At 63.0% G+C, this 14,006-nt stretch carries 13 protein-coding genes and 1 tRNA gene; 8 read left to right on the top strand and 6 right to left on the bottom strand.

The window, feature by feature from the left end:
* Window positions 1-4: 4 nt before the first annotated feature.
* A complete protein-coding gene (locus PanNE5_RS10130; protein WP_017234727.1) occupies window positions 5-889 on the bottom strand; it encodes an inner membrane protein YpjD in 885 nt (294 codons plus the stop codon).
* 113 nt (window positions 890-1,002) lie between these two features.
* Here PanNE5_RS10130 and ffh point away from each other — a divergent pair, with 113 nt between their 5' ends.
* On the top strand, window positions 1,003-2,367 hold the full coding sequence (gene ffh / locus PanNE5_RS10125; RefSeq protein WP_017234728.1) for a signal recognition particle protein: 1,365 nt from the start codon (window positions 1,003-1,005) through the stop codon (window positions 2,365-2,367).
* Between the two features lie 110 nt (window positions 2,368-2,477).
* Window positions 2,478-3,026 carry a hypoxanthine-guanine phosphoribosyltransferase gene (locus PanNE5_RS10120; protein ID WP_017234729.1) on the top strand — a complete coding sequence of 183 codons (549 nt, stop codon included), beginning with the start codon at window positions 2,478-2,480 and terminating at the stop codon, window positions 3,024-3,026.
* A 119-nt stretch (window positions 3,027-3,145) separates the two neighbouring features.
* Here the strand turns inward: PanNE5_RS10120 and PanNE5_RS10115 are convergent, their stop codons facing one another.
* Window positions 3,146-4,885 (bottom strand): proline--tRNA ligase, encoded by a 1,740-nt coding sequence (locus PanNE5_RS10115; protein ID WP_017234730.1) that lies wholly within the window; start codon window positions 4,883-4,885, stop codon window positions 3,146-3,148.
* A 213-nt stretch (window positions 4,886-5,098) separates the two neighbouring features.
* Between PanNE5_RS10115 and PanNE5_RS10110 the strand changes: the two genes are divergently transcribed.
* Complete coding sequence (locus PanNE5_RS10110) at window positions 5,099-5,749, top strand: RNA pyrophosphohydrolase (RefSeq protein WP_017234731.1); 651 nt, start codon at window positions 5,099-5,101, stop codon at window positions 5,747-5,749.
* 142 nt (window positions 5,750-5,891) lie between these two features.
* A complete protein-coding gene (locus PanNE5_RS10105; RefSeq protein ID WP_017234732.1) occupies window positions 5,892-6,470 on the top strand; it encodes a CNP1-like family protein in 579 nt (192 codons plus the stop codon).
* A 118-nt stretch (window positions 6,471-6,588) separates the two neighbouring features.
* Here the strand turns inward: PanNE5_RS10105 and proB are convergent, their stop codons facing one another.
* From proB to rplU, 4 genes are all read right to left on the bottom strand, one after another.
* On the bottom strand, window positions 6,589-7,722 hold the full coding sequence (gene proB / locus PanNE5_RS10100) for a glutamate 5-kinase (RefSeq protein ID WP_150564265.1): 1,134 nt from the start codon (window positions 7,720-7,722) through the stop codon (window positions 6,589-6,591).
* A gap of 112 nt (window positions 7,723-7,834) precedes the next feature.
* Window positions 7,835-8,965, bottom strand: a complete 1,131-nt coding sequence (gene cgtA, locus PanNE5_RS10095) for an Obg family GTPase CgtA (protein ID WP_017234734.1) — start codon at window positions 8,963-8,965, stop codon at window positions 7,835-7,837.
* 151 nt (window positions 8,966-9,116) lie between these two features.
* Complete coding sequence (gene rpmA / locus PanNE5_RS10090) at window positions 9,117-9,377, bottom strand: 50S ribosomal protein L27 (protein ID WP_017234735.1); 261 nt, start codon at window positions 9,375-9,377, stop codon at window positions 9,117-9,119.
* Between the two features lie 28 nt (window positions 9,378-9,405).
* Window positions 9,406-9,717, bottom strand: a complete 312-nt coding sequence (gene rplU / locus PanNE5_RS10085) for a 50S ribosomal protein L21 (protein ID WP_010803930.1) — start codon at window positions 9,715-9,717, stop codon at window positions 9,406-9,408.
* A gap of 328 nt (window positions 9,718-10,045) precedes the next feature.
* On the opposite strand from rplU, the gene PanNE5_RS10080 reads away from it, so the two are divergent.
* The 4 genes from PanNE5_RS10080 to PanNE5_RS10065 all read left to right on the top strand — a co-directional run bounded on the left by PanNE5_RS10080 (window position 10,046) and on the right by PanNE5_RS10065 (window position 13,919).
* Window positions 10,046-10,975, top strand: a complete 930-nt coding sequence (locus PanNE5_RS10080; protein ID WP_083902357.1) for a polyprenyl synthetase family protein — start codon at window positions 10,046-10,048, stop codon at window positions 10,973-10,975.
* Window positions 10,976-10,998: 23 nt separating this feature from the next.
* A tRNA-Pro gene (locus tag PanNE5_RS10075) sits at window positions 10,999-11,075 on the top strand.
* A gap of 241 nt (window positions 11,076-11,316) precedes the next feature.
* The gene (locus PanNE5_RS10070; RefSeq protein WP_026132106.1) at window positions 11,317-12,609 is read left to right on the top strand and encodes an HlyC/CorC family transporter; all 1,293 of its coding nucleotides are present in this window, start codon (window positions 11,317-11,319) and stop codon (window positions 12,607-12,609) included.
* Window positions 12,610-12,722: 113 nt separating this feature from the next.
* Window positions 12,723-13,919 (top strand): GspE/PulE family protein, encoded by a 1,197-nt coding sequence (locus PanNE5_RS10065; protein WP_017234738.1) that lies wholly within the window; start codon window positions 12,723-12,725, stop codon window positions 13,917-13,919.
* Window positions 13,920-14,006: the final 87 nt, after the last annotated feature.

The following is a 14,006-nucleotide window of genomic DNA, read 5'->3' as shown; positions in this document are numbered from 1 at the left end:
CGCTTCAAGTCTCCGTCATGCGATGCAGCACCACCTCAAGCACGAAGCGAGAACCGACATACGCCAACAACAGCGCCACGAACGACGCCAGAACCCAACGCAGCGCGACCTTGCCGCGCCACCCATAAAAATGCCGTCCCAGCAGCACCGCGCCGAACATCAGCCACGACACCCCCGCGAACACGGTTTTGTGATCGATGCGCACCGCGCGCCCGAACAGCGCCTCGGAGAACATCACGCCGGAGATCAACGTCAGGGTCAGCAGCACGAACCCGGCGCCGATCAGCCGGAACAACAACTTTTCCATCGTGAGCAGCGGCGGCAGCGTCTCAAGCCAGTGCGCCAGCCAGCCGGTCGTCTCGCCGCGTCGCGACGGATGCAGCTGCCGCTCGGCGTAGAGCATCAGCAGCGCGTGCAGCGCCGCCAGCGCGAACAGCCCGTAGGCCATGTTGGCGATGATGAAGTGCGCCTTGAAAATCGGTTCCGCCGCGAAGCCGAGAATGCGTACATCCGGAAAAATCATCGGCAGCACACAGGTCACCGCGGCCACGGGGGTGACCATCAGCCGCAGGCTGTCCAGCGGAAAGAAGAAACTCTCGATCCAGTAGATGCCGACCGAGAGCCACAGCATGGCCGAGAGCATGTACGCGAAACCGAAGTGCATACTGTCCGAGCGGAAGATCGTTTGATGCAGCAACACCCCGTGCAGCACGAGCGTGACGAACAGCGAAAGCTGCATCGGCCAGCGCGACGGCGTGCCCGCGACCGGCGCAGGCGCGACCTGCCCGCCCGCCAGTGCGAGCGCAGCGTTGCGTCGATATCCTTGCCACGAACAAACCGCCAATCCGGCATAGAGGATGGCGGTCAGCGCATACAGTAAAATAGTCATGTTTGAAGTTTACACCAGCCCATGACGGGCGCGCTGCCGTCCCCGCCACCGCCCCCTCCGGGGCCGAACGGCAGGGCGAACGGGGCCGCTGCAGGTCTTACAGGATACGTTTCATGCTCGACAATCTCACTACGCGCCTCGCCAAGGTCGTCAAGACGCTGCGCGGCGAAGCCCGCCTGACCGAGGCCAACACGCAGGAAATGCTGCGTGAAGTGCGTCTCGCGCTGCTCGAGGCCGACGTCGCCCTGCCCGTGGTGCGCGATTTCGTCGCCAAGGTCAAGGAAAAGGCGCTCGGCGAGGAAGTCATTTCCAGCCTCTCGCCGGGCCAGGCGCTTGTCGGCGTGGTGCAACGCGAACTGACCGCGCTCATGGGCGGCGACTACGAAGGCCGCGCCGCCGAACTCAATCTCGCGACCACGCCGCCCGCCATCATCCTGATGGCCGGTCTGCAGGGCGCCGGCAAGACCACCACCGTCGGCAAGCTCGCCAAGCTGCTGCGCGCGCAGAAAAAGAAGGTCCTCACGGTTTCCACCGACGTCTATCGTCCCGCCGCGATTGCCCAGTTGGAGACGGTGACGAAGCAGGTCGACGCCGACTTCTTCCCGTCGCAACCCGATCAGAAGCCGGTGGACATTGCCCGTGCGGCCGTCGACTGGGCGCGACGCCATCACCATGACGTACTGCTCGTCGACACGGCCGGCCGTCTGGGCATCGACGAAGCGATGATGCAGGAAATCAGCGCCCTGCATGCCGAGCTCAAACCGATCGAAACGCTGTTCGTCGTCGACGCCATGCTCGGCCAGGATGCCGTCAACACGGCCCGCGCCTTCAACGACGCGCTGCCGCTCACCGGCGTGGTGCTCACCAAGCTCGACGGCGACTCGCGCGGCGGTGCGGCGCTGTCGGTGCGTCACATCACCGGCAAGCCGATCAAATTCGTCGGTGTGGGCGAAAAACTCGACGGCCTTGAGGTCTTCTACCCGGATCGTATGGCGAACCGGATTCTCGGCATGGGCGACATTCTCGCGCTCGTCGAGGAAGCGCAACGGGGCGTCGACGTTCAGGCCGCGCAAAAGCTCGCCGAGAAGGTCAAGAAGGGCGGTGACTTCGACCTGAACGACTTCAAGGCGCAAATCGGCCAGATGAAGAACATGGGCGGCCTGTCGTCGCTCATGGACAAGCTCCCCGCGCAATTCCAGGCCGCCGCCAGCCAGACCAATATGGATCAGGCCGAGAAGCAGGTGCGCCGCATGGAGGGCATTATCAACGCGATGACGCCGTCCGAGCGCGCCAAGCCGGAATTGATCAAGGCGAGCCGCAAGCGCCGCATCGCCGCCGGTGCGGGTGTTCAGGTGCAGGAGGTCAATCGCATGCTCAATCAGTACGACCAGATGCGCACCATGATGAAGAAGCTCAAGGGCGGCGGCATGATGAAGATGATGCGCAGCATGAAAGGCATGATGCCCGGTATGCGCTGAACGGATCCGATGCCCGGTTGCCCCCCCGTCACGCGGGCGGGCATTCCGTATATACTCCGGGCCGCACATAGCGACATCTCCCCGCAACACGTTCCCCAGGGTCGCCCCATATGAACCGCGAAGAAGCCCTCGAAGTTTTCCGTAATTCCGAAGAGATCGTCTCGGCCGACGAGGTGAGCCAATCCGTCGACACAATGGCCAAGGCCATCAAGGCGGCCGTTGGCGACGAATTCCCGATGGTGCTCTCGGTCATGGGCGGTGCGGCCGTCTTCACCGGCATGCTGCTGCCGCGCCTGGACTTCCCGCTGGAGTTCGACTACATCCACCTCTCGCGCTACAACAACACCACGACAGGCGGCGCGATGCAATGGCGCGTGGCGCCGCGCGACTCTGTGCGCGATCGCGTGGTGCTCGTGCTCGACGACATTCTCGACGAAGGCGCCACCATGGCAGCGATTCGCGATCGAATCCTGGAGATGGGCGCCTCGAAGTTCTACAGCGCCGTGCTGTGCGAGAAGATCCTGACGAAGGACAAGCCCTCGCATCCGGATTTCTGTGGCTTTACGGTGCCAGACCGCTACGTCTTTGGCTGCGGCATGGATGCCAAGGGCTACTGGCGCAACCTGCCGGCGATCCGCGCCTTGACCACGCCGCGCTGAGCGCCGCCAGCGGGACAACGTTCCGTATCCACCATGCGACAAAGCGACAAAGGGGCCTGCGAGGCCCCTTTGTCGTTTGGGTGCGCCGGCGAGCCCTCGCCCACCGGCATGACACCCGATCAGATCGCCTTGGCGGCGCGCACCTTATCGACGACGACATCCGCCACGGCGGCGACGTCGAGCAACTGCGCTTGTGCGTCGCGGCGGCCCTGATACTCGAGCTTGCCTTCCTTCAGCCCCCGGTCACCGATCACCACGCGATGCGGCACGCCGATCAGCTCCCAATCCGCGAACATCACGCCGGGACGCTCGCCACGGTCGTCGAGAATCACGTCGACGCCCGCAGCCACCAGGTCGTCATAGAGCTTATCGGCCGTCGCACGCACGGCGTCGCTGCGGTCATAGCCCATCGGGCAAAGCACGACTTCGAACGGCGCAATCGATTCCGGCCAGATGATGCCGCGATCGTCGAAGTTCTGTTCGATGGCCGCGCCAAGAATTCGCGTGATGCCAATGCCATAGCAGCCCATTTCCATCGGCGCAGGCTTGCCGGTCTCGTCGAGGAAGGTGGCATTCATGGCATCCGAATACTTGGTCCCCAACTGGAACACGTGCCCCACTTCGATGCCACGGCACAGGGCAATCTCGCCCTTGCCATCCGGCGACATGTCGCCAGGCACGACGTTGCGCAGATCGGCCACGACTTCCGGCTCGGGCAGATCGCGCCCCCAGTTCACACCGGTGATATGGAAGTCGACCTCGTTCGCGCCAACCACGAAATCGCTCATCTTAGCGACCGTGCGATCGACCACGAGCTTGACCGGCTGCTTCGTACCGATGGGGCCCAGGTAGCCCGGCGGTGTGCCGAACCGATCGACGATCTCGGCCTCGCTCGCGAAGCGGAAGTCCGCCAGTCCCGGCACCTTGCTCGCCTTGATCTCGTTCAGTTCGTGATCGCCGCGCAGCAACAGCAGCCAGACGGTCGTGCCGGCCTCTTCGCTGTCGGTGGCAAGCACAATCGACTTGACCGTGCGCGCCAGCGGGATCGAGAGCAGTTCCGCGACGGCTTCGCACTTGGCCTTGCCCGGTGTGGCCGTCTTGGTCAGCGCCTCGGCGGGCGCGGCGCGCTCGCCCTGCGGGGCAAGCGCCTCGGCCATTTCGACGTTGGCCGCATAGTCGGACGCAGGGCAGTAGGCAATGGCGTCTTCACCGGTATCGGCGATCACGTGGAATTCGTGCGAGCCGGACCCGCCAATCGAGCCGTTGTCGGCCACCACGGCGCGAAACGCCAGCCCTAGGCGCGTGAAGATGCGCACGTAGGCGTCGAACATCTTCTGATAGGAAACCTGCAGGCCGGCACGGTCCTTATCGAAGGAGTAGGCGTCCTTCATGATGAACTCGCGCCCGCGCATCACGCCGAAACGCGGACGAATCTCGTCGCGGAACTTCGCCTGTACCTGATAGAAGTTCACCGGCAGTTGGCGATAGCTCTTGATCTCGCGGCGCGCGATGTCCGTCACCACTTCCTCGTGGGTCGGGCCGACGACGAAATCGCGGTCGTGGCGATCCTTCAGTCGCAGCAATTCCGGACCGTACTGCTTCCAGCGCCCCGACTCCTGCCACAGTTCGGCGGGCTGGACGGCGGGCATAAGCAGTTCGAGCGCGCCGGCACGGTTCATTTCTTCGCGGACGATGGCTTCAACCTTGCGGATCGAACGCAGGCCGATCGGCAGGTAATCATAGATACCGCCGGCCACGCGGCGAATCATGCCGGCGCGCATCATCAGCTTGTGGCTGACGATCTCGGCGTCGGCGGGCGCTTCCTTGAGGGTGCCGATGAAGAAACGAGAGGCTTTCATGCAGATTTCCGGGAAAAATGAGGGTCAACGGCGCGCACAGCGGTTCGGGGTGTTGCCGGGAACGGGGCCGGGGCACGCCCCGACGTCGCGACGGCGCCCAAGACACCCGCCGGCCGTACGCGCCGCCCCGGTCACCCGAGCCGCCGCCGGCCGCCGCGCCGGTGATTATCTGTTTATAATCGAAGCAATTTTAAAGGATTCAAGGGTGGTTGTATGCTTGACCGTGAAGGCTTTCGCCCGAACGTCGGCATCATCCTCTTAAACGCACGCAATGAAGTGTTCTGGGGCAAGCGGCTGGGCGAGCACTCCTGGCAGTTCCCGCAAGGCGGCATCAAGTACGGCGAAACGCCCGAACAAGCCATGTTCCGAGAATTGCACGAAGAAACCGGGCTAAAGCCAGAACACGTCAAAATCATCGGTCGCACGCGCGACTGGCTGCGTTATGAGGTGCCGGACAAATTCATCAAGCGCGAAGTGCGCGGACATTACCGGGGCCAGAAGCAAATCTGGTTCCTGCTGCGCATGGTCGGTCGCGACTGCGATATCTGCCTGCGCGCGACCGAGCATCCGGAGTTCGATGCCTGGCGCTGGAACGAATATTGGGTGCCGCTCGACGCCGTGATCGAGTTCAAGCGCGAGGTCTACCAACTCGCGCTGAACGAGCTCTCGCGCTATCTGCGACGCTCGGCGGCGCGCGCGCAACAGGATCGGCGACGCTTTCCGCGCGCCGGGGCCCGGGTCGGCGAATTGCCGCCGGGCGCGAGCATTGCGGATGACGACACCTGCGACGGCGGCAGTTGTGTCGACGAGGCCAGCGAAATGGCAGGTGCCGCCAGTGTCGGCACACCGCCTCGGGAGCACTGAACCGGGCCGCCGCCGGCGTGTCCCATCATCGGTCGCGGGCACCATGCCCGCGCCTTCCTTTTGACCTAGCATCCTCCGGGATGCCGCGCGGATCGTCCGCTATCGTTGATCCGCCGCCCAACCGACTTCTCGATCCCATTCCATGCGTCTTTCCCTCGCTCGCCACGCCCCGCGCCTGACCGCCCTGGCCCCTTTGGCCGCACTGGCGCTGATGACCGCCTGTAGCGGCATGATGCAGCCCGTCCAGGACTACGACGAATACATCGCCCAGCAGGAAGCCTCCAAGGGCAAGTGGAAGGAAGCTGAATTCACCCTGCCGGCGAAAGCCCCGCAAGACGCCGATCTCGTGAGCTTCCCCACCCTGCCGAGCGCCACCCTCGACTACGCCATCGACACGAAGTCGGTGCAGGTGACGGACGACGGTGTAGTCCGCTACGTTGCCGTGATCCGCAGCAAGCAAGGGGCGCGCAACGTCTCGTTCGAAGGCATTCATTGCTCGTCGTTCGAGTCGCGTCTGTACGCAACGGGCCGACCGGATGGCACATGGGTTGCGGCGCGCAACAGCGAATGGCGTCCGATTCGTCCGTATGGTGCAACCGCCTATCAGGGCATCCTGTTCCGCGACTATCTCTGTCGGGACAAGGCCCCATTGGGTGACGCCAAGGAAATCGTGCAGAACCTGCGCTACCCGAAGTTCGATCAGAACCAGAACTATCGTTAAGCCGCCGACGCACGGTCGATAACGATTGACCGTCGAGATGAAAAACGCCGGTCACGCAGTTCAAATGCGTGCCGGCGTTTTGTCTGTCAGGCGCGAGGCCATCGCCCCGCCGTGCGGCTCAGCGCAAGATCAGATTGTCGCGATGGATCAGCTCGGGCTCGTTCGCAAAGCCCAGCACCTGCTCGATGTCGCTGCTCGGGTGACGCCGAATCAGACGCGCCTCCGAGGCGCTGTAATTCGACAGCCCGCGCGCGACTTCAAGGCCGCCCTCGTCCACGCAGGCAATCACTTCGCCGCGAGCAAACGTGCCTTCGACATCGATCACACCGATCGGCAGCAGGCTCTTGCCCTCTTGCGTCAGCTTCTTGCACGCGCCCGCATCGATCACCACGCGACCGCGCACCTGCAAATGATCGGCCATCCATTGCTTGCGGGCGGTGAGCACGGCCGTGCGCGCGACCAACTGCGTGCCGATGGCCTCGCCGCTCGCCAGACGCACAAGCACGTCGTCCTCGCGCCCCGACGCGATCACGGTATGCGCGCCGCTGGTCGCTGCGCGCTTGGCCGCCAGGATTTTCGTCAGCATGCCGCCGCGTCCGATATTGGTGCCCGCGCCACCGGCCATCGCTTCGAGACGCTCGTCACCCGCATCGGCCTCGTGGACGAACTCGGCCTTGGGGTCCTTGCGCGGATCGGCCGTGTACAGGCCCGACTGATCGGTCAGGATGACCAGTGCGTCGCCGTCGATCAGATTCGTCACGAGTGCGCCCAACGTGTCGTTATCGCCGAACTTGATTTCGTCGGTCACGACCGTGTCGTTCTCGTTGATGATCGGCACCACACCCAGACGAAGCAATGTGAGCAAGGTCGTTCGCGCGTTCAGATAGCGTTCGCGGTCGGCCAGATCGGCGTGCGTGAGCAGAATCTGCGCGGTGCGCACGCCGTGCTCGGCGAAGCGCGTCTCATAGACCTGCGCGAGGCCCATTTGTCCCACGGCCGCCGCCGCCTGTAATTCGTCGATGGCGGTCGGACGGCGCGCCCAGCCGAGGCGCTGCATGCCCTCGGCAATGGCACCCGAGCTGACGAGCACCACCTGCTTTGGCGGACGACCATCGCCACCATGCCGCAGCGCGGCGATCTGTTGTGCCCATCGCGCAATCGCGACATCGTCCAGCCCGCGACCGTCGTTGGTCACGAGACTGGATCCCACTTTCACCACGAGCCGCTTGGCATCGGCGATGACCGAACGCATGGAACTGGATTCTCCTGCGAATGTATTGGGAAGTCGGCGCTATCGCAGCCGGATCGCTGGCATTGGCGCGATGACAGGCAGCGCCATCGCCAGCGTTTGAGTGAGACGGAGTTTACGCCTTTGGCGCGTCGTCCGGGGGCGTCTGCGGGGCGACGTCGGCCGCCGGGGCGGCACTGCCCGCGCGAAAACGCGGATCCTGTGCAGCATCTTCCATCGCTTCTTCCACGGCACCGCGTTGTTGATACAAATACTCTTGCACGGCCAGACACAGCTTCTCGCAACCTTCGCCGGTCAAGGCGGAAATCTCGAACGTCGGACCGTCCCAGGCGAAGCGCTTCTGGAAGTCGGCAACGCGCTCGGCGCGTTCCGCTTCCGGCACCATGTCGACCTTGTTGAGCACCAGCCAACGCGGCTTCTGGAACAGTTCCTCGTCGTACTTCTGGAGCTCAAGGATGATGGCCTTGGCATCCGCCACCGGATCGACACCCTCGTCGAACGGCGCAATATCCACGATGTGTAGCAACAGGCCCGTGCGTTGCAAGTGACGCAGGAACTGGTGACCGAGGCCGGCCCCATCGGCCGCGCCTTCGATCAGGCCGGGAATATCCGCAATCACGAAGCTCTTGCCCGGCGCGGTGCGCACGACCCCCAGATTGGGGTGCAGCGTCGTGAACGGATAATCGGCGATCTTCGGGCGCGCGTTCGACACCGAAGCGATGAACGTCGACTTGCCCGCGTTGGGCATGCCGAGCAGACCGACGTCTGCGAGCACCTTCAGCTCGAGCTGGAGCATGCGACGCTCGCCCGGCTTGCCGTCCGTCTTCTGACGGGGCGCGCGGTTCGTGCTCGACTTGAAATGGAGGTTGCCCAGACCGCCCGCGCCCCCTTGGGCGAGCACGACTTCCTGACCGTGTTCGGTCAGGTCGGCAATGGTCTCGCCGGTGTCCATGTCGCTGATGATGGTGCCGACCGGCATGCGCAGGTAGACATCCTCGCCCCCCTTGCCATAGCAATCTGCGCCTCGACCGGATTCCCCGTGCTTTGCGAGGTGTTTCCGCGCGTAGCGGTAATCGATCAGGGTGTTGATATTGCGATCCGCCACGGCAAACACGCTGCCGCCGCGACCGCCGTCGCCGCCGTCGGGTCCGCCGAACGGCACGAATTTCTCGCGGCGCATCGATGCCGAGCCGTTGCCGCCGTTCCCGGCGATCACCTCGATACGCGCTGCGTCAATGAATTTCATGGGGGTCCGTTCCGCTCAATCGACCGTCCGCAGACGATCCTAACGCTGTGTAATGGCCCGACCGACGCGCAAAATGCTCGCCGCGCTCCGGCGGGAAAAACAAAAAAGGCTCCGCATGGGAGCGGAGCCTTTTGGTGGCAAAAGGCTTAGCTTACGCTGCCGGCACCACGCTAACCACTTGCTTCTTCGCTGCGCCCTTGATGGCGAATTGCACATGGCCGTCGGCCAGTGCAAACAGCGTGTGGTCCTTACCAATACCGACATTTTCGCCGGCATGCATACGAGTACCACGTTGGCGAACGATGATGCCGCCAGCCAGGATCGCCTGACCGCCGTACACCTTCACGCCGAGGCGCTTCGACTCTGAATCGCGGCCGTTACGGGACGATCCGCCTGCTTTTTTGTGTGCCATGACTTAACTCCTTACCTAGCTCGATCGATTAGCCGTTGATGCTGTCGATACGCAGCTCGGTGTAGTTTTGGCGATGGCCTTGACGCTTTTGGTAGTGCTTGCGACGGCGCATCTTGAAAATCTTCACCTTGGGGTGACGACCCTGGGCGATAACGGTAGCCTTGACGGAAGCCCCACTGACCAACGGCGCACCGAACTTAATCGATTCGCCCTCGCCTACGGCGAGAACCTGGTCGATGGTGATTTCAGCGCCAATGTCAGCCGGTATCTGTTCTACTTTAAGTTTTTCGCCAGCAGCAACCTTATATTGCTTGCCGCCGGTTTTTATGACCGCGTACATTGTTGAACCTCACTCATAAACAAGAGAATTTTCCGCGCAGGCCGAGGGTCCCGAAAGGACTCGACTTACCAGCCCATCGCACCGCCGCAGACCGTCATACCTAGGTATTCCCGGACTTGTCGCAACGAATGCGCGCACGAAAACCGGAGATTATACAGACTTTCTCCTTTTGCGTCAAAGACTTCCGTGAAACCTGTCAAACCGCGGGGCTGGTCCCCGAAAGTCGCCGCGCCCACTATATAATTTGGGGCGAAATTTTCCTCACCCGAGCCTTGTCTTGACTGCTTCGACTTCTTCCCAGAACGTACTGGCCGCCATCGCCGACGACATGCGTGCCGTCGACCAGCTTATCCGCCACCGGCTGGCCTCCGAGGTGGTCCTGATCAATCAGATCTCGGAATACATCATCAATTCGGGCGGCAAACGGCTGCGCCCGGCGTTGCTGCTGCTCGTGTCCGGTGCGCTTGGCGTGAGCTCACCGCATCGCTTCGAGTTGGCGGCGGTCATCGAGTTCATTCATACCTCGACACTGCTTCACGACGACGTCGTCGACGAATCCGACCTGCGTCGCGGCAAGCAAACGGCGAATGCGCTGTTCGGCAACGCGGCTTCGGTATTGGTGGGCGACTTCCTGTATTCACGCTCCTTCGAAATGATGGTGAGCGTGGACAACATGCGCGTGATGCAAATTCTCGCGCGCGCCACCAACGTGATTGCCGAAGGCGAAGTGTTGCAGTTGCTGAACATGCACGACCCGGACGTCGACGAAGCGCGCTATCTGCAGGTCATCCAGTACAAGACGGCCACGCTATTCGAAGCGGCAACGCAACTCGCTGCCGTGCTCGCCAACGCCGACGCGCAAACCGAAGCAGCCGTGCGCGAATACGGCGGACGTCTCGGCACCGCATTCCAGTTGATGGACGATTGGCTCGACTACGCAGGCGACACCGACGCGATGGGCAAGAACGCCGGCGACGATCTGCGCGAGGGTAAGCCGACGCTGCCGCTCATTCACGTGCTGCAACATGGCACCGACGACGAGCGCGCACTCGTGCGTGAAGCCATCGAGAATGGCGGCACCGACAAGTTCGAACCGATCCTCGCCGCGATCACGCGCACGGGCGCGCTCGATTACACGCTGGCACGTGCCAAAGAAGAAGCCGACGCTGCGGCACAAACAATTTCAGCGCTACCCTCTTCCCAATACAAAAATAGCCTGCTAGAATTGTGTTCTTACTCGATAGCGCGACGCACTTAACGGCGAAGTAGCAGTATCGAAAGCGGGGTGTAGCTTAGCCTGGTAGAGCGCTACGTTCGGGACGTAGAGGCCGGAGGTTCGAATCCTCTCACCCCGACCAGAATTACCTTTGCTTGCGAGCAAAGCAAAAAAACCGCCGGACGTGTCCGGCGGTTTTTTTATGCCTGTTGCACGCATCATCGGCGCATCATCGCGATGCGTCCAGGCCTCGAATCGCTTGGCGTCCAACGCATCAGGCTTGTACAGCGCACCCGGTGCCCGACGCGGCCGACCGCCGCATCCCCCTCTGCTATAGTGGCAACTCATTGCCACCCGCCCGTGCCATTTACGCACCCAAACGCTTGGAAGCCCTGCCCTTGTGGGCGCAGATTTGCGCCGTCGCCCTCCTGATCATCTGCTCGGGATTCTTTTCCATTTCCGAAACGAGCATGATGGCGCTCAACCGCCATCGCCTGAAACACCTCGTCCGGATGAACGCGCACGGTGCCAGGACAACGCAAGGCCTGCTCGCTCGCACCGAAGACCTGCTCTCGACGATTCTCGTCGGCAATAACGTCATCAATACCGTCGTCCCCGTGCTCACCACGTCGATCGCGGTGCGCTACTTTGGCAACGACGCAATCACGCTCTCGGTCGCAACGGCACTCATTGCGCTGCTCATCATCATCTTTGCCGAGATCGGACCGAAGATCGTCGGTGCGACGTATCCCGAACGCATTGCACTGCCGACGAGCCGATTGCTCAAGCCGATCGTGACGCTGGCCGCGCCGCTCGTGTGGGTGCTCAACGGCTTCGTGCGCGGCATGCTGCGCGTGCTGCGCATCGACACACGTCGCGCAGCCGGCGAAGTTCGTCTCACGACGGAAGAACTGCGCACCATCGTGCTCGAGGCCAGCAACTACATGCCGACCAAGCCGCGCAGTGTGCTGCTCAATCTGCTCGATCTTGAAAACATCGCGGTCGACGACGTGATGGTGCCGCGCGCGCGCATCGAGGCACTCGACATCTCGGCACCGCTCGACACGCTGCTCTCGCAGCTAGCGACCTGCTATCACAACAAGCTGCCGGTCTACGACGGCGACATCGATCGCGTCATCGGCATTCTGCCGGTGCGCCGCACGCTGGCCGCCCTGCAACACCCGGACGATCTCTCGGCCGACACGTTGCGCGCGTTGCTCGTCGAGCCGTATTTCATCCCGAGCGACACGCCCGCGTTGCGGCAACTGCAGTATTTCCAGGAGAACCATCGGCGCATCGGGCTGGTCGTCAACGAATACGGCGAAGTCGAGGGACTGCTCACCACCGAGGACATCATCGAGGAACTCATCGGCGAATTCACGACGAGCATGCCGGGTACGGGGGGAAGCCGGTCAGGCTGGACCTCGGATGACGATTGCCTGGTCAGCGGCGGCGTAGGGCTGCGCGACCTGAATCGCCGACTGAACCTGCATTTGCCGACCGACGGTCCGAAGACGCTCAATGGTCTGATCCTCGAAGTGCTGCGCGAGATTCCCGAGGCCACCGTCAGCCTCGAGATCAGCGGCGTTCGCATGGAAATCGTGCAAATCGACAATCAGGCGATCAAAATGGTGCGCCTGTTCAAGCCGGGCACACGAACGCCGTCGCAGGATTGAGTCGCCGTCGTTCACTGCACGTGACACCCGCCCATTTTTCGGGCAATTCCGATTGAGCCGCTCCAAGGTTTTGACGAGACTGACGTTTCACGCAGCACTCGTCAGACCCTGTCATGTCATTTCATTCTTCTGAATTCTCCGCCACGGCGACAGCCACCGAGCCGCTCGCGGCCACGTCGCGCGCACCGCTCGACGCCACCACCCCCTTGCAGTTTCTCGAACAGATGCTGGGCGAGGCGGTTCGGGCTGGCGCGTCCGATGTGCACTTCGAGCCGATGGCACAACGCTTTCGCATTCGACTGCGGATCGACGGCCATCTTTACGAGCACTGCGATGTGCCGCTGCCGTGGCGCGACATGCTCGTCTCACGCCTGAAGGTGCTCGCCAATCTGGATATCGCCCAGAAGCGTCTGCCGCAGGACGGGCGCATGGTGTGGCGCGAAGCGGGCGAACCCGTGGAGTGCCGCGTCAGCGCATTGCCCACGCTGCACGGCGAGAAGCTTGTCGTGCGCCTGCTCGATGGCGCGAAGGTTCCGCTCTCGCTGGAAGGACTCGGCTACACGCCAAAGCAGTACCTCGCGCTCACGCGCGCCATTGCCCGACCACACGGCATGATTCTGCTGACCGGCCCAACCGGCAGCGGCAAGACCGTCTCACTTTACAGTTGCCTCAAGCGGCTCAACGACACCTCGCGCAATATCGTCACCATCGAAGACCCGGTCGAAATCCGCTTGCCAGGGGTCACGCAGGTCAATCTCAACGAGCGCGCCGGGCTCGACTTCGCGACCGCCTTGCGCGCGTTTCTTCGACAGGATCCGGACGTGCTCGTCGTCGGCGAGATTCGCGATACCCAAACCGCCGAGATCGCCGTGCAGGCGGCACAGACCGGACACCTCGTATTCGCAACCGTCCACGCGAACGACGCGACGAGCACACTCGCCCGACTGTTCGATCTCGGGGTCGCACCGTTCAATCTGTCATCGACGCTGCTGCTCATCAGCGCACAGCGCTTGCTCAGGCGTCGGTGCCCGGCGGGTTGCGAACCCGGTCGTGCGCCAGAGGACATCGCCCGGGCCGGCCCGCCCTGCATGCGCTGTCACGGCACCGGATTCGCCGGGCGCATCGGTGCGTTCCAGGTCATGCCGATCAGCGCGACGCAGGCGACCAACATTGCACAGGCCCGAAGCCCGCACGCACTCGCGGCGCAAGCGCAGCGCGAAGGTGTCATGACCCTGCGCGAAGCCGGTCTCTGGCATTGCGCGACAGGCACCGTAAGCGAGGAGGATGTCGATGCGACGACGCCCGCCTGATGCTCATCTACCGCGCGCGCGGACTAACACGTCGATGCCATCGGCACATGCCGCGTGCCAGGCCGCAGTAGGGTCGAGCCGCCTATC

It is taken from the genome of Pandoraea sp. NE5 (assembly GCF_024363545.1).
GTDB classification, from domain to species: Bacteria; Pseudomonadota; Gammaproteobacteria; order Burkholderiales; family Burkholderiaceae; genus Pandoraea; species Pandoraea cepalis.
The sequence above is the reverse complement of the archived record's forward strand: the minus strand, read 5'-3'. Positions and strand labels throughout refer to the sequence as shown.